This is a genomic window from Dyella sedimenti, assembly GCF_022760995.1.
In the GTDB taxonomy this organism is placed as follows: domain Bacteria; phylum Pseudomonadota; class Gammaproteobacteria; order Xanthomonadales; family Rhodanobacteraceae; genus Dyella; species Dyella sedimenti.
Window position 1 is genome coordinate 564,509 of record NZ_JAKWJO010000001.1, and the last position, 16,138, is coordinate 580,646.

Genomic DNA, 16,138 nt, shown 5'->3' on the forward strand with positions numbered 1-16,138 from the left:
GGAGTCCGCATGAGCGGCACGTGGATGGACAAGGTGGAGCAGCAGACCCGGCTGGCCGGCCACAACCGCGTGGCCATGCTGCTGTTCCGCATGGGCGACGAGCAACTGTTCGGCATCAATGTGTTCAAGGTGCGCGAGGTGATGCGGCGCCCGCCGCTGGAACGCATGCCCGGCGCCCATGCGCTGGTGGCCGGCAGCTGCGACTATCGCGGCACCACCATTCCGGTGATCGACCTGGCGGTGGCGCTGGGCTATCCGTCGCTGCGCGACGTTCCATCCGCGCACCTGATGGTCACCGAGTTCAACCGCACCATGCAGGGCTTCCTGGTGGCCGAGCCGCAGCGGCTGGTCCATTGCGACGGCGCCTCGCTGGAGGCGCCGGCTCCCGCGCTGGGCTTCGGCAGCCGGGTCAACGCGGTGACGCGGGTCGATGGCGCCCTGGTGGCGGTGGTCGACGTGGAGCAGGTGCTGGCCAGCCTCAACGCCACGCCGACGGAACTGTCGGCCCCGATGCAGCGCCAGGCCCGCGTGCACGACCTGCAGCCGCGCCGCGTGATGGTGGTGGACGACTCGCTGGTGGCGCGCAACCAATTGGTGAACCTGTTCCGCCAGATGGACGTGGAATGCATCGTGGCGCAGGACGGGGAGGAGGCGTTGGAGCGCCTGAAGTCCCTGGCGAAGGCGCCGGAGGGCGAGGGCGTGACCCTGGTGGTGTCGGACATCGAGATGCCCCGCATGGACGGCTATGCGCTGACGCGCGCCATCCGCGAGACGCCGGAGCTGCGCAGGCTCAAGGTGGTGCTGCACAGCTCGATCAGCGGCATCTTCAACGAGGCGATGGTGCGCGAGGTGAACGCCGACCGCTTCGTGGCGAAGTTCCAGCCGGATCTGCTGGCGCAGACGGTGCTGGAGTTGATGCCGGAGCATTTTGATAAGTTTTGAGGGGGTGGTTGCGCCCGTGCCGTGGGAGCGCACCCTGGCCTCGCAGGGATGCCGAAGAAGCCCCGACGGGAACCCGCTGCCAACCGCGTCGGATTTCCGTCGCCCCCTATGCCCGGGCCTCCCCGGGAGCACCGCCCCCACCCCGCAAACCCAGCCATGGCGGGCCCTGCGCCGGTTCCCAGGCCCCGTGGCACGCAAATTGCTCGAACCCTTCCGCGGTCTCCTCCGCGGGAGTGGGCGATGAGTTCGATCAACGACAACCTGTTCGGCTTGCATACCCAGGCGCTGGACATGTGGCAGCGGCGTAGCGAAGTGCTGGCGAGCAACCTTGCCAATGCGGACACGCCGGGCTACCTGGCGCGCGACGTCGATTTCAAGAAGGCCCTGGCCAGCGCCAGCGGGCAGGGCGACAGCCTGCCGTTGGCCACCACGCAGGCGGGGCAGATCAACCCGCAGGCGCAGCCCTCGCAGCAGCTTGCCTATCGCGTGCCCAGCCAGCCGACGATGGACGGCAATACCGTCGATACCCAGGTGGAGCAGGCCAACTTCGCCGCCAACAGCGTGCATTACCAGGCCAGCCTTTCCTTCATCACCGCGCAGATCCACATGTTGCGCACCGCTATCACCGGAGGCCAGAGCTGATGTCGATGTTCAAGGTTTTCGACGTGGCCGGTTCCGGCATGGCCGCGCAATCGCTGCGCCTCAACACGGTGGCCAGCAACCTCGCCAACGCCGACAGCGTGTCGGGCACGGCCGAGGGCGCCTACCGCGCCAAGGAGCCGCTGTTCGCCGCCGTCCAGCGCTCGCTGGGCGGCGCCAAGGAGGCCGGGGGCGACGGTGCGGTGGGCGTGCAGGTGCAGGGCATCACCGAGAGCCAGGCCGACGTGCAGGCGCACTACGAGCCGGGCAATCCCATGGCCGACGCGGACGGCTACGTCTACGGCAGCAACGTCAATCCCATCGACGAGCTGGTCAACATGATTTCCGCCTCGCGTTCGTACCAGAACAACGTCGAAGCGATGAATACCGCCAAGCAGCTGATGATCAAAACCCTCGACCTCGGCAAGTAAGCCCGGGAGGAAGCCCACGTGTCCACCATTCCCAGTAACAGCAGCACCAGCAACAGCGCCGGCAGTTCATCGAGCACCAACGTGAACCAGGCACTGTCCAGCACTATGACGCAGGCCGACTTCCTCAAGCTGATGACGGCCCAGCTGCAGGCGCAGGATCCCACCAACCCCGTCGACAACTCGCAGTTCGTCTCGCAGATGGCGCAGTTCAGCCAGCTGTCGGCGACGCAGCAGCTGGATACGGACCTGCAGTCGTTCAGCAGCAACGTGAGTTCGGCGCTGCAGACCTCGCAGGTGCTCAATTCGTCGAACCTGGTCAACCGCGAGGTGATGGTGCCTTCGGGCACGGCGACCTACGACGGCAGCGACAGCATCACCGGCGCGGTCAACGTGACCAACGCGGGCAGCGTCACCGTGCAGGTGCTGGATGCCAGCGGCAACGTGGTCCGCACCTTGCCGCTGGGCAGCCAGAACGCCGGCCTTGCGCAGTTCACCTGGGACGGCAAGGACGATAGCGGCAACGCCGTGGCCAGCGGCAGCTACACGCTGAAGGCTACCTCCGGCAGCGCCTCGCTGGACACCTACGTGGCCGGCACGGTCACCGGCGTGGGCTACGGCGGCGATTCGGTGGGTACCTACCTGCAGGTCGCTGGCGTGGGCGGCGTGCCGCTCAGCCAGGTGGCACAGATTCTCTAACGCTCCACGCGCACTCATCACGAGGAACCGAACATGGCACTCAATACGGCGCTCAGCGGCATCAATGCGGCCCAGTCCGATCTCAACGTCATCGCCAACAACATCGCCAACGCCAACACCACGGGCTTCAAGGGTTCGCGCGCGGAGTTCGCCGACATCTACGCGGTGACCGGCCTCAACCTCAACTCCACCGCGGTGGGCAGCGGCGTGCGCCTGCAGGACGTGGCGCAGCAGTTCAGCCAGGGCGACATCCAGACCACCGACAACAGCCTGGACCTGGCGATCAGCGGCAATGGATTCTTCGTGGTCAACAACGGCAGCGGCGTGACCTATACGCGCGCCGGCGATTTCCAGAAGGACCCCAGCGGCTACATCACCACGCCGGACGGCTCGCGCCTGCAGATCTATCCGCCCAACGGCGCCGGCGGCTTCGACACCAGCACGCTCACCGACTTCAGCTGGGTGACGGCGCAGAGCAACGCCACGGCGACCTCGCAGATCACCATGACCTCGAACCTGCCGGCCAATGCCAGCGTGCCGGCCAACGCGTTCAGCACCAGCGATTCCACCAGCTACAACGCGGCCGCGCCGGTGACCGTGTACGACTCGCAGGGCGGCTCGCACCAGGCCACCATCTACTACGTCAAGACCGGCACCAACACCTGGGACGCCAACCTGTACGTGGACGGCCAGAACGCCGGCACGCAGGCGATGACCTTCGATTCCACCGGCCAGCTCACCACGCCGACCAACGGCACGCTGGCCTTCAACACGGTGAACCTGAGCAACGGCGCGGCCCCGCTGACACTGTCGCTCAACGTGACCGACACCACCCAGTACGGCACGGACTACTCGGCCGGCACCATCTCGCAGAACGGCTTCGAGGCCGGCACGCTGTCCAACATCGACATCGACAGCAAGGGTGTGGTCACCGCTTACTACTCCAACAACCAGAACACCCAGATCGGCCAGGTGGCGATCGCCAACTTCGCCAACGTGCAAGGCCTGCGCCAGATCGGCGACGCCAGCTGGGCGGCGAGCACCGATTCGGGCGTGGCGGTGATGGGCACGGCGAGCGTGGGCCAGTTCGGCTCCATCCAGTCCGGCGCGCTGGAAAGCTCCAACACGGCCGACACCACCTCGCAGCTGGTGGATATGATCCAGGCGCAGCGCGACTACCAGGCCAACGCACAGGTGCTGTCCACCGACAATACACTGGCCTCGGCGCTGTTCAACGCCGTCTCGCGCTGATGGCTGACACGAGCAGGCGCTGACCATGGACCGTTCCGTCTATGTAGCGATGACCGGGGCGACGCAGATCATGCGCGCCCAGGAGGCGGTGAGCCACAACCTGGCCAACGCATCCACGGTGGGCTTCAAGAGCCAGCTGTCGGCGTTCCAGAGCGTGCCGGTGCTCGGCCAGGGCGCCGGCTCGCGCATCAACGCCGTGGCGCAGGGCGTGGGCCAGGACGGCGGGCAGGGCGCGCCGATCGACACCGGGCGCTCGCTGGATATCTCCGTGCGCGGCGACGGCTGGATCGCCGTGCAGGCGCCGGACGGCACGGAAGGCTACACCCGCGCGGGCGACCTGCAGCTCACCGCCGACGGCGGCCTGACCGACAGCCGGGGCAATCCGGTGATGGGCGGTTCCGGGCCCATCACCATCCCTCCGGCGACCGACATCAGCATCGGCGCCGACGGCACGATTTCCAGCGTGCCGCAGGGCGAGGGTCCCAATGCCCTGGCGATCATCGACCGCATCAAGCTGGTCAATCCCGACCCGGCCCAGCTCACGCAGGGCGCGGACGGCCTGATGCACATGGCGGACGGTGGCGCGGCGGGTCTCGATGACACCGTCACGATCGCCTCGGGCCAGCTCGAGGGCAGCAACGTGAATCCTTCCACCGAGCTGGTGAAGATGATCGCGCTTTCGCGCCAGTACGACATGCAGGTGAAGTCCATCAAGACCTCCGAGGACAACGCCGATTCCGCCCTCAAGCTGCTGCAGTCCAGCTGAGCCTGCCGCCCTTCCGTGGAGTGACCGATGTTTTCTTCCCTGTGGATCGCCAAGACCGGCCTAGACGCGCAGCAGACGCGCATGGACGTGATCTCCGATAACCTGGCCAACGCCAACACCACCGCGTTCAAGAGCTCGCGCGCGTCGTTCCAGGACCTGATGTACCAGAACAAGGGCCAGCCCGGCGGGCAGACCACCGAGCAGACCATGTCGCCGTCGGGCCTGATGCTGGGCACCGGCGTGCGCGTGGTGGCCAACGAGAAGCTGTTCACCGAGGGCAACATCACCCAGACCGGCAATTCGCTGGACGTGGCCATTCAGGGCCGCGGCTTCCTGCAGGTGACGATGCCGGACGGCACGCTGGCCTACACGCGCGACGGCTCGTTGCATACCGACGTGAACGGCCAGTTGGTGACCGCGGACGGCTATCCGCTGGACCCGGCCATCACCATCCCGCAGGGCGTGCAGAGCATCACCATCGGCGCGGACGGCACCGTGTCGGCGACCACCACCGCCACCGCCACGCCGACCACGCTGGGTACGCTGCAACTGGCCGATTTCCTCAATCCGGCGGGCCTGCAGCCGATGGGGCAGAACCTCTACGTGGAAACCGCCTCCAGCGGCGCGCCGCAGACCGGGCAGCCCTCGCTCAACGGCATGGGCTCGCTGCTGCAGGGCTCGCTGGAGTCGTCCAACGTCAACGTGGTGGCCGAGATGGTCAACATGATCGAGACCCAGCGCACCTATGAGATGAATTCCAAGGCGATCAGCAGTACCGACCAGATGCTGCAGGACCTGACCGACAAGATGTGAGCACCGCCATGCCGTCCTTCCGTTTGCTGCCACGAATCACCGCCGCGCTGTCGCTGGCCGCGCTGGCCGGCTGCGTCATGCAGGCGCCGCGCGACGACCACCAGTGGGCCGCCACCATGCCGGTGGAGAGCGCCGCGCCGCCGCCGACCGATGGCGCGATCTACCATGCCGACCAGGGCATGGAGCTGTTCAACGACGCGCGCGCGCACCGCGTGGGCGACATCCTCACCATCTCGCTGGTGGAGAGCACGCAGGCCTCGAAGAAGGCCACCACCAATACCAGCAAGAAGGATGCGAGCACGATGGGCGCGCCCACCCTGCTCGGGCAGACGCTGAAACTGGGCGGGCAGACCGCCGACTCCAGCCTCAACAGCAACCGCACCTTCGACGGCAGCGGCGACAGCAGCCAGAGCAACCAGCTCAGCGGCTCGATCACGGTCACCGTGGCGCAGCGCCTGTCCAACGGCAACCTGCTGGTGCGCGGCGAGAAGGAAGTCACCATCAACCAGGGCCAGGAGCTGATCCGCATCTCCGGCATCGTGCGTCCGCAGGACATCCTGCAGGACAACAGCGTGCCGTCCACGCGCGTGGCCGCCGCGCAGATCGCCTATACCGGCAAGGGCACGCTGGCCGACGCGAACACGCAGGGCTGGCTGTCGCGCTTCTTCAACTCCAAGTGGATGCCGTATTGATGAACGCGTCCGTCACAGGTCCGGTGCCGTGCGCTGGCGTGGCGCCACTCCCTCCCAGCCTCTCCCTGCAAGCAGGAGGAGCAGAGCATGGTGCTTCTCTCCCCTCGGTGGACAGGGAAGAAGCCAGGCGCCGCATTTTTCCCGCCCTTGCGCACAGGGGAGGGCTGGGGAGGGGGTGGGCTTTCATCCTCGCCATGCTTGCCTTCGCCATCCTCTCGGCCCCGCTGCATGCCGACAAGATCCGCGACCTGGCCCAGGTGGCCGGCGTGCGCAGCAACCAGTTGATCGGCTATGGCCTGGTGGTGGGCCTGGACAACAGCGGCGACCAGACCACGCAGACGCCGTTCACCACGCAAAGCCTGGAGAACATGCTGGTGCAGTTCGGCATCACGGTGCCGGCCAACGTGCGCCCGCAGCTGAAGAACGCGGCGGCGGTGACGGTCACCGCGCAGCTGCCGCCATTCGCCAAGCCGGGCCAGGCGATCGACGTCACCGTGGCCTCGATCGGCAACGCCAAGAGCATCCGCGGCGGCGAGCTGCTGATGACGCCGCTGCGCGGCGCCGACGGCAACGTCTATGCCATGGCGCAGGGCAGCGTGGTGGTCGGCGGCGTCAGCGCCTCGGGCAGGAGCGGCTCCAGCGTGCAGGTGAATATTTCCGCCAGCGGGCGCGTGCCCAACGGCGCCACGGTGGAACGGGCCGTGGCCTCGACCTTCGGCAATGGCGGCGACCTGGTGCTGGACCTGAATACGGCCGACTTCACCACCGCCACGCGCATCGCCGAGGCGATCAACCGTACCTATGGCGTCGGCACCGCCAGCGCCATCGATGGCGGTTCGGTCGCCGTGCGCGGCCCGGCCGATCCCAGCCAGCGCGTGGCGTGGCTGGGCGCCATCCAGGCACTGGACGTGACGCCGGGCGAGGCGCCCGCGCGCGTGGTGGTCAACTCGCGCACCGGCACGGTGGTGATCGGTTCCGAGGTGCGGGTGACGCCGGCCGCGGTGGCGCATGGCTCGATCCAGGTCACCATCAGCGAGCAGCCGCAGGTGAGCCAGCCCGGTCCCTTCAGCAAGGGCGGGCAGACCGTGGTGGTGCCGCAGAGCGACGTGCAGATCAGCGAGGACGGCGGCCACATGTTCAAGTTCGGCCCCGGCACCAACCTCGACACCATCGTGCGCGCGGTGAACCAGGTGGGTGCCTCGCCCAGCGATCTGATCTCCATCCTGCAGGCGCTCAAGCAAGCCGGCGCCTTGCATGCCGAGCTGGTGGTGATCTGATGGCGTTGCCGGGCGATGCTGCCAAGAGCCTCAGTACCTGGACCGACCTGTCCGGGTTCCAGGCGCTGCGGCAGAGCGCGCAGGCCGACGCGAAATCGACCCTGCCGGCGGTGGCCAGGCAGTTCGAGTCGATCTTCACCCAGATGATGCTCAAGTCCATGCGCGAGGCCAGTGCGGGCGACGGCCTGTTCGACAGCGAGGCCGGCGATGCCTGGCGCGACATGTTCGACCAGCAGCTGTCGATCGAGCTGTCACAGCACGGCAACGGGCTGGGCATCGCCCAGATGCTGGAGCGCCAGCTCGGCGGCGCCAGCACCAACGGCGCCGATGCCGCCAGCGTGGCGGCGGTGGACGACGATTGGCGCGAGCGGCTGCGCTCGGTGGCGGGCACGGCCCGCGCGGCGGGCGCGCGGGTGCTCAAGTGGCTGCCGCAGGATGCCCAGGATTTCGTGCGCCAGCTGGCGCCCTACGCGCAGAAGGCGGCCGACCGGCTGGGCGTGTCGGTGCGCGCCGTGCTGGCCCAGGCCGCGCTGGAGACCCAGTGGGGCCAGCGCCTGCCGGCCCATGCCAATGGCGACACCAGCAACAACCTGTTCGGCATGAAGGCCGGTGGCGGCTGGGACGGCGAGAAGGTGAGCGTGCCGACCCTGGAATTCGAGGACGGGGTGCCGGTGCGCCGCCATGCCCAGTTCCGCGCCTATGCCAATCCGGGCGAATCCTTCGACGACTATGCGCAATTGATTGCGGACAATCCGCGCTACGCCCGTGCGCTCAACCGCGGCGAGGACGTGGTGGGCTTCGCCCATGGCCTGGTCAGCGGCGGGTACGCCACCGATCCCTCGTATGCGCAAAAAATCGTGGCGATCGCCAACAGCCCTGCGATGCGTGACGCACTCGACACCATCCGCCGCGAGGCGCTCAAGAAAGTCGGCGACGCGCCGAATCCCTCCGAGTGATCCGACCCCCGGAATGAATGACCCATGTCCAATCTTCTCAACATCGGTGCTTCAGGACTCAGCGCGGCGCAGGTAGCGCTGAGCACGGTCGGCAACAACATCAGCAACGTCAACACGGCCGGGTACAGCCGCCAGACGGTGGTACAGGTCGAGAGCATTACGCAGTCGGCGGGGAACTACACCATCGGCAGCGGCGTGGACGTGCAGTCGGTGCAGCGCGCCTATAGCGACTTCCTCACCACCGCGCTGTGGAGCAGCAACTCCGGCCTGCAGCGCGCCACCACGTACAACGACCTGGCCACCACGCTCAACGGCGCGCTCAGCGCCAGCGGCAACCTGCAGAGCGCGCTGGACAATTTCTACGGCGCCTTCAGCACGGTGGCCAACACCCCGGGCGTGGCCTCCAGCCGCCAGTCGCTGCTGGGCAACGCCAGCTCCCTGGTCACCGTGTTCAATACGCTGGGCCAGCAGCTGGCCTCGCAGCAAAGCCAGGTGAACAGCCAGATCGGCAACACGGTCAACAGCATCAACAGCGTCGCCAGCAGCATCGCCGACCTCAACGCCAAGATCCGCGAGGCAGGCGACAACCCGCCCAACGACCTGCTGGACCAGCGCGACAGCATGGTGCAGACGCTGTCGGGCTACCTGGGCGTGTCCACCTACACGCAGAAGGACGGCACCATCAGCGTGTACGCCTCCAGCGGCCAGGCCCTGGTCAGCGGGGACAAGTCGTTCGCGCTGACCACCGGCGGCAACGCCTACGATGCCTCGCGCACCGACGTGTTCGACAGCACCGGCACCGACATCAGCAGCAAGCTGAGCGGCGGCAGCCTGGGCGCCCTGCTGGATTACCGCAGCAACGTGCTGGACGGCGTGCAGAACCAGCTGGGGCAGGCGGCCGTGGCGCTGGCCAGCAGTGTCAACCAGCAGCAGTCGATGGGCCTGGATCTCTACGGCAAGCAGGGCGGGTCGATGTTCAGCGTGCCTTCGCCGGCCGTGCAGGCCAGTTCCGCCAACCAGGGCAGCGCCAGCGTATCGGCCGCCATCAGCGACGTATCCCAGCTCACCAGCAACGACTACGTGCTGAGCTACGACGGCGCCAACTGGAACCTGCAGACCACCAGTGGCCAGAGCGTGGCGATGACCGCCAACGCCGACGGCACCTATTCGGCGGATGGCCTCACCTTCACCCTGTCGGGCACCGCGCAGGCGGGCGACAGCTTCCAGATCCAGCCCACGCGGCAGGCCGCCACCGGCCTGGCGCTGACCATGACCGACCCCAACGATATCGCCGCCGCCGCGGCGCTGGCGGCGACGGCGGCCACCAGCAACACCGGCAACGGCAGCATCGGTTCGGTGACGGTGGACGATCCGGCCAATGCCGCGCTGCTCAGCAACGCCACCGTCAGTTTCCCGACGGCCGGCACCTATCAGGTCCTCGGCAGCGATGGCGTCACCGTGTTGGCCAGTGGCAGCTATGCGCCGGGCCAGACCATCAGCGCCAACGGCTGGAGCATCACCCCCTCCGGCACGCCGGCGGCGGGCGACAGCTTCAGCATCGGCATCAACAGCAACGGCCTCAACGACACCAGCAACGCGCTGGCGCTGGCCGGGCTGGCCGACAAGGGCGTGCTTGCCGGCGGCACTCAGTCGGTGGTCGATGCCTACGGCACGCTGACCACCAATATCGGCACGGTGGGCAGCCAGGCCCAGACCAACCTCACCACGCAGACCAGCCTGTACAACCAGGCGATGTCGGCGCAGCAGAGCGTGTCCGGCGTGAACCTCGACGAGGAGGCCGCCAACCTCGTGCGCTACCAGCAGGCCTACCAGGCCTCCGCACAGGTGATCTCCACCGCGCAGACCATCTTTTCCAGCCTGATCACGGCGATCCAGGGATAATCCGTTATGCGTCTCTCCACCGCGTGGATGTACCAGCAGTCGCTCACCACCATGCTCAGCCAGCAGAGCGCGCTGGCGGTGACGCAGAACCAGGTCGATACGGGCAACCGCATCAACGTGGCCTCGGACGATCCGGCCGGCGCGGGGCAGGTGGTCAGCCTCAACCACGTCATCGCGGCCAATACCCAGTATTCGACCAATATCGACAGCGCCACCACCCGCCTGAATACCGAGGCGAGCACGCTCAGCTCGGTCAATAGCGCGCTCGACACCGTGCGCACGCTGGGCTTGCAGGCCGTCAACGGCACCCTGTCGGACAGCGACCGCCAGAGCATCGCCAGCCAGCTCAGCCAGATCCGCGACCAGCTGGTGCAACTGGCCAACACCACCGACAGCAACGGCAACGCGCTGTTCGCCGGCACCAGCACCACCACCACGCCGTTCCAGGTGGGCGCCAATGGCGTGGTCAGCTATTCCGGCAACGGCGGCGAGCAGTTCTCGGCCATCGGCTCGGGCCTGCAGGTCGTCACCGGCGATTCGGGCGCGGGCCTGTTCATGAACATCCCGCAGGGCAACGGCTCCTTCGTGGCCAATGCCGGTTCGGGCAATATCGGCACGCTGGTGGTCGGTTCCAACAGCGTCACCGATCTTTCGGCCTGGAGCAGCGCGCTGGCCGGCAGCGGTGGCGGCTATACCATCACCTTCGATGCGGACGGCAACTGGACGGCCGCGGATGCCAATGGCAATCCGGTGCTCGACAGCAGCGGCAACGCGGTGACGGGAACCTACACGGATGGCGGCTCGATCAGCTTCAACGGCATGACCATCGCCATGAGCGGCACGCCCGCGGCGGGCGACACGGTCAGCGTGGCCTCGGGCCAGCAGCAGGACGTGTTCAGCACCTTGAACAACATGATCGCCGCCCTGCAGGGCGGTGGCAGCGATACGCAGCTGACCAATGCCATGAACCGGCAGATCGAGTCGATCGATCAGGCGCAGTCGGCGATCAGCGCGACCCAGGTCGCCATCGGCGGACGGCTGGACACGTTGACGCAGCAGCAAGGCACCTACAGCGACCTCAACGTCACCTACCAGACCGCGCTGTCGGACGTGCAGGGCGCGGACGCCTATACCGCGATCAGCAACCTGTCGCTGCAATCGACGGCGCTGCAGGCGACGCAGCAGGTGTTCGCGCAGGTGAAGTCGATGAGCCTGTTCAACTACCTCAAGTAGGCATGGCGATCGACGGGCAGGATGTTGCGGTTTTCCCTCGGGCGGGAGGCAAGACGGAACGCAAGCTTGCGGTTTTGTCAGCGCGACAAGTGAGCTGCATCACGAAATGGCACCATCGGCTCAAGTAATCCGAGCCAGCGCCGAAAAGCTCACCGAGGCGGATGGTGAGCCCAAACGGGAACCCTGACGCCGGAACGACAACGCCAACAGACCGGCTACCGGTTCCGCAGGAGAAATCCATGTCTCTCGTTATCAATACCAATATTTCGTCGCTGACCGCGCAGAATAACCTGACCAAGTCGCAGAACGCCTTGTCGCAGGCCACGCAGCGCCTGTCGTCGGGCCTGAAGATCAACAGCGCGGCCGACAACGCCGCCGGCTTCGCCATCGCCCAGCGCTACACCACCCAGATCGGCGGCCTGACCCAAGCCAGCGCCAATGCCTCGGACGCCATCAACCTGGCGCAGACCGCCGGTTCCGCGCTGGACCAGGTCACCGCCAACCTGCAGGCCATCCGCGACCTCGCCGTGCAGTCGGCCAACGGTACCTACACCGACGACGACCGCAACTCGATGGACCAGGAAGTGCAGCAGCGCCTGGCGGAAATCACCCGTATCGCCAACCAGACCACCTTCAACGGTTCGAAGGTGCTGGACGGCTCGCTGGGCACCAAGAGCTTCCAGATCGGCGCCGACGTGGGCCAGACCATCAGCGTGAGCCTGGGCACCAGCGTGAAGGCCAGCGACATTGGCCAGATCGCGACCAGCAAGACCGGCGACATCAGCGGCCTGTTCAAGAACAGCGGCACCAAGAGCCTGACGCTGGCCGCTGGCGACCTGAGCGTCAATGGCACCGACCTGGCTGGCACGTATGCCTCGGCTCAGGATCTTGCCAATGCGATCAATACGGCCGTTGGCGACAACAACTTTGCTTCGGTCGATGCGACCAGCGGGGAACTGGACTTCTCCAACAGCTCCGCCACTGCCGTCACCTTTGCCGGCGCCCAGGCCGCGACGGTGGTCGGCGCCAACCTGACGGTTGCCGCCCAGACCACGGGTACGGTGCCCGGCACGGCATCCTCCACCGGCGTGCCTGCCGCTGTGGGCGGCGCCGGCCTCACGCTGGCGGCTGGCGACCTGACGGTCAACGGCACCAACGTTGCCGCTGGTACCTACACCACCGCGCAGCAGTTGGCCGATGCCATCAATACGGCTGCCGGCGGCAACATCGCCACAGTCGATGCGACCAGCGGCGAGCTGGACTTCTCCAACAGCACCGGCACGGCGATCACCTTCGGTGGTACCGAAGCCACCGCGCTGAGCCTGACCAACGTGCCTGCGGCCAGCGCTGGCGCCGCTACGCCGGGTACCGGCGCCACCACCGGCGTCGCCGCCGAGTTCGGTACCAACGGTGCGGCGGGCACTGCCCAGTCGGTGACCCTGGCTGCCGGTGACCTGAACATCGACGGCACCAACATCACGGGCACCTTCACCAGCGTGCAGGACCTGGCCGATGCCATTAATGCCGCCAGCTACAAGAACAGCGATGGTTCGAGCCTGAGCGTGAGCGCGGCGGTGAATGCCGATGGCACGGGCCTCAACCTGTACTCCAGCTCCGCGCTGACCATCTACGGCACGGCGGCCGATGCGGCCTCCACCGCGACCAACGCGCTGAAGTTCAGCGGTGCCGCCGATACCCAGGCGGACGCGACGGCCATCGCGACCAGCGGCTCGCTCGCCGGTTCCGACGTAAAGACGGTGGACGACGCCAATGCGCTGATCTCGCGCATCGACGTGGCCCTGCAGGCGGTCAGCGACTTCTCGGCGCAGCTGGGCGCGGTGCAGAACCGCTTCCAGTCCACCATCTCCACGGTGGCGGCGCAGACGACCAACCTGCAGGCCTCGCAGTCGACCATCCAGGACGCGGACTTCGCGGCCGAGACGGCCAACCTCAGCAAGGCGCAGGTGCTGCAGCAGGCGGGCATCTCGGTGCTGGCGCAGGCCAACTCCAACCCGCAGCAGGTGCTGAAGCTGTTGCAGTAACGGACGCACGCCGGCCACGCCTCTCCCTGGGCGTGGCCACGGCGACCGGCAGTACCACCCGGCGGGTCCGCTTCGAGCGGCCCGCCAGGTGTCACGGGAGCCACCGGCAAAGTCCTGGCGTGCGAGGATTTTGCCGGCGGCTCGATACCCCCGCCCGCAGCGGGATCAGTTCGGGACATTAAGGGATAGACAAGCGATGAGCTCTACCGGCAATGCCACCTCCGGCAACAGTCTCAGTGCACTGCTCAACCAGCTTTCCGGCGCGGGGAGCGGCAGCAGCGCTTCGTCCAGCAGCGCCACGGGCGCCACCTACGGCAACGCCTCGGGCGGCGGCACCATCAGCTCGCTGGGCATCGGCTCGGGGCTGGACGTCGACTCGATCGTCAATGCGCTGGTGAACGCGCGCGCGGCCGCGCCGCAGCAGCAGATCACCACGCGCACCAACCAGACCAATACCCTGCTGAGCGGCCTTTCCTCGCTCAATTCCGCCCTGGGCAGCCTGCAGAACGCGCTGGACACGCTCACCTCGGCCAGCACCTTCAGCAGCTATACCGCCACGCTGACGCCGGGCGGCGACAGCAGCATCGGCACCGCCACCACCATGGCCAACGCCCACCCCGGCACCTACAGCATCGAGGTGAGCCAGCTGGCGACGGCGCAGAAGCGCGCCAGCGGCGCCTATACGGCCGGCTCGGCGGTGGGGGCGGGCACGCTGAACATCACGGTGGGCTCCAGCACCATGAATGTCTCGGTGTCGGCCACCGATTCGCTGTCCAACATCGCCAGCGCGATCAACAATTCCTCTTCCAACCCGGGCGTCACCGCCACCATCGTCAATGGCGTGAACGGCCAGCAGCTGATGCTGAGCTCGAGCAAGACCGGCGTGGCCAATGCCTTCTCGGTCAGCGCCGACGCCACCAGCAGCGACGGCCTGCTCGGCCTGGCCAACACGCTGAACACCGCGGGCGCCAACGAGGCCCAGGACGCCAAGCTGACCATCGACGGCATTCCGGTCACCAGTGCCACGAACAGCGTGACCGGCATGATGGACGGCGTCACGCTCAACCTCACCGCCACCGGCACCAACACGCTGACGGTGGCACAGGACAACACGGCGGCGACCAACGCCATCCAGGGCTTCGTCACCGCGTACAACAGCTATGTCAGCACGGTGTCGCAGCTGTCCAGCTTCAGCGAGACCAGCAGCGTCGCCGGCCAGGCCAGCGGCACCGCAGGGCCGCTGCTGGGCGATACCACGCTCACCTCGGTGCAGCGCCAGATCGGCTCGGTGCTCAGCAGCTCGGTCAAGGGCAACAGCATCGGCACGCTGGCCAGCCTCGGCATCACGCGCAATCCGGACGGCACGCTCAGCCTGGATTCGGACAAGCTGGCCTCGGCCTTCCAGTCCAATTCCGCGGCGGTGAAGGACCTGTTCACCGGCACCAACGGCTATGCCACCACGCTGAACACGACCATCGACGCCTATACGTCGTCCGACGGCATCATCACGACGCGGATGAACAGCCTGAACGACACGCTGACCCAGCTGAGCCAGCAGCAGACCTCGCTCAATGCGCGCATGAACACCTACCAGACGCAGCTCCAGCAGCAGTACACCGCGCTGGACACGCTGATGTCCTCGCTCAACAACACCAGCAGCTACCTGACCACGGCGCTGGCGCAGTTGAACAACTCCAACAACAGCTCGAACAATTGAACGTGGGGAAGCGACCATGACCTACGGCTACATGCGCAACGCCAGCGCGATGTATCAGGACACCAGCGCGCGCGGCAGCGTCGAGGGGGCGGACCGTCACCAGCTGATCGGCATGCTCTACGACGGCATGTTCGACCGCATCAGCCAGGCACGCGGCGCCATGGTTCGCGGCGACGTGCCGGCGAAGGGCCAGCATTTCAGCCGTGCACTGGCCATCCTGGGCGAATTGCGCGCCAGCCTGGACCACGGCGCCGACGCCACCCTGGCCGGCCGGCTCGATGCGCTGTACGACTATGTGGGACGGCGCCTGCTGCAGGCGCAGCTCAACGACGACGAGCGCGCGCTGGACGAGGCGGTGGCCCTGCTGACGCCGATCCGCGACGCCTGGCGCCAGATCCGCGAGACCTTCCTGGCCTCGCAGCGTCCCGCCGCGGTGGCCGCCGCATGAACGCCCAGGCGGCGCCCGGGATCCTCGAGGTCAGCGCGCGCATGCTCGCCTCGGCCCATGCGGGGGAATGGCTGGAAGTGGCTGCGCTGGACCAGGAGCGGCGCCGGCTGCTGGCCGGGCTGCCGATGTCCGAGGCCGCCACGGCCGACACCCTGGGTGTCCTGCTGAGCCACAACGAAGAGCTGCGCACCCTGGCCGAGGATGCCCGGGCCAAGGCCCGCGATGCGCTGGACCAGCACCACCAACGCCACCGGGCGCTGAGCACCTATCTTCATGTAGGTATCGACTGACGCCAGTTCGAGGCTGTCGCCGCATCGAATACGCGCATAATGC

At 67.3% G+C, this 16,138-nt stretch carries 16 protein-coding genes; all 16 read left to right on the plus strand.

Going from position 1 to position 16,138, the window contains the following annotated elements; all coding sequences use genetic code 11:
- Positions 1-9 precede the first annotated feature (9 nt).
- The 16 genes from MJ605_RS02490 to MJ605_RS02565 all read left to right on the plus strand — a co-directional run bounded on the left by MJ605_RS02490 (position 10) and on the right by MJ605_RS02565 (position 16,095).
- Positions 10-942 carry a chemotaxis protein gene (locus MJ605_RS02490; RefSeq protein WP_243039273.1) on the plus strand — a complete coding sequence of 311 codons (933 nt, stop codon included), beginning with the start codon at positions 10-12 and terminating at the stop codon, positions 940-942.
- A gap of 240 nt (positions 943-1,182) precedes the next feature.
- On the plus strand, positions 1,183-1,584 hold the full coding sequence (gene flgB / locus MJ605_RS02495) for a flagellar basal body rod protein FlgB (protein WP_243039274.1): 402 nt from the start codon (positions 1,183-1,185) through the stop codon (positions 1,582-1,584).
- Positions 1,584-2,012: a flagellar basal body rod protein FlgC gene (gene flgC / locus MJ605_RS02500; protein WP_243039275.1), complete on the plus strand. Its 429-nt coding sequence runs from the start codon at positions 1,584-1,586 to the stop codon at positions 2,010-2,012. The genes flgB and flgC overlap by 1 nt, the downstream gene beginning before the upstream one ends.
- A gap of 18 nt (positions 2,013-2,030) precedes the next feature.
- On the plus strand, positions 2,031-2,708 hold the full coding sequence (locus MJ605_RS19330; protein ID WP_243039276.1) for a flagellar hook assembly protein FlgD: 678 nt from the start codon (positions 2,031-2,033) through the stop codon (positions 2,706-2,708).
- A gap of 33 nt (positions 2,709-2,741) precedes the next feature.
- Positions 2,742-3,959 carry a flagellar hook protein FlgE gene (gene flgE, locus MJ605_RS02510; RefSeq protein ID WP_243039277.1) on the plus strand — a complete coding sequence of 406 codons (1,218 nt, stop codon included), beginning with the start codon at positions 2,742-2,744 and terminating at the stop codon, positions 3,957-3,959.
- A gap of 25 nt (positions 3,960-3,984) precedes the next feature.
- Positions 3,985-4,725, plus strand: a complete 741-nt coding sequence (gene flgF, locus MJ605_RS02515; protein WP_243039278.1) for a flagellar basal-body rod protein FlgF — start codon at positions 3,985-3,987, stop codon at positions 4,723-4,725.
- Positions 4,726-4,752: 27 nt separating this feature from the next.
- Positions 4,753-5,538, plus strand: coding sequence for a flagellar basal-body rod protein FlgG (flgG, locus tag MJ605_RS02520; protein ID WP_243039279.1), 786 nt, complete (start codon positions 4,753-4,755; stop codon positions 5,536-5,538).
- A gap of 8 nt (positions 5,539-5,546) precedes the next feature.
- Entirely contained in the window at positions 5,547-6,230 is a 684-nt protein-coding gene (flgH, locus tag MJ605_RS02525; RefSeq protein ID WP_243039280.1) for a flagellar basal body L-ring protein FlgH, read from the plus strand.
- Positions 6,231-6,424: 194 nt separating this feature from the next.
- The gene (locus MJ605_RS02530) at positions 6,425-7,507 is read left to right on the plus strand and encodes a flagellar basal body P-ring protein FlgI (protein ID WP_243039281.1); all 1,083 of its coding nucleotides are present in this window, start codon (positions 6,425-6,427) and stop codon (positions 7,505-7,507) included.
- Positions 7,507-8,463, plus strand: a complete 957-nt coding sequence (gene flgJ / locus MJ605_RS02535; protein ID WP_243039282.1) for a flagellar assembly peptidoglycan hydrolase FlgJ — start codon at positions 7,507-7,509, stop codon at positions 8,461-8,463. Before MJ605_RS02530 ends, flgJ begins: the two co-directional genes overlap by 1 nt.
- Positions 8,464-8,487: 24 nt before the next feature.
- Complete coding sequence (gene flgK, locus MJ605_RS02540) at positions 8,488-10,365, plus strand: flagellar hook-associated protein FlgK (protein ID WP_243039283.1); 1,878 nt, start codon at positions 8,488-8,490, stop codon at positions 10,363-10,365.
- 6 nt (positions 10,366-10,371) lie between these two features.
- The gene (gene flgL / locus MJ605_RS02545) at positions 10,372-11,598 is read left to right on the plus strand and encodes a flagellar hook-associated protein FlgL (RefSeq protein ID WP_243039284.1); all 1,227 of its coding nucleotides are present in this window, start codon (positions 10,372-10,374) and stop codon (positions 11,596-11,598) included.
- Between the two features lie 239 nt (positions 11,599-11,837).
- The gene (locus MJ605_RS02550) at positions 11,838-13,640 is read left to right on the plus strand and encodes a flagellin N-terminal helical domain-containing protein (protein ID WP_243039285.1); all 1,803 of its coding nucleotides are present in this window, start codon (positions 11,838-11,840) and stop codon (positions 13,638-13,640) included.
- Between the two features lie 196 nt (positions 13,641-13,836).
- The gene (gene fliD, locus MJ605_RS02555) at positions 13,837-15,357 is read left to right on the plus strand and encodes a flagellar filament capping protein FliD (protein WP_243039286.1); all 1,521 of its coding nucleotides are present in this window, start codon (positions 13,837-13,839) and stop codon (positions 15,355-15,357) included.
- A 16-nt stretch (positions 15,358-15,373) separates the two neighbouring features.
- Complete coding sequence (fliS, locus tag MJ605_RS02560; protein WP_243039287.1) at positions 15,374-15,805, plus strand: flagellar export chaperone FliS; 432 nt, start codon at positions 15,374-15,376, stop codon at positions 15,803-15,805.
- On the plus strand, positions 15,802-16,095 hold the full coding sequence (locus MJ605_RS02565; protein ID WP_243039288.1) for a flagellar protein FliT: 294 nt from the start codon (positions 15,802-15,804) through the stop codon (positions 16,093-16,095). The genes fliS and MJ605_RS02565 overlap by 4 nt, the downstream gene beginning before the upstream one ends.
- The last annotated feature ends 43 nt before the right edge of the window (positions 16,096-16,138 follow it).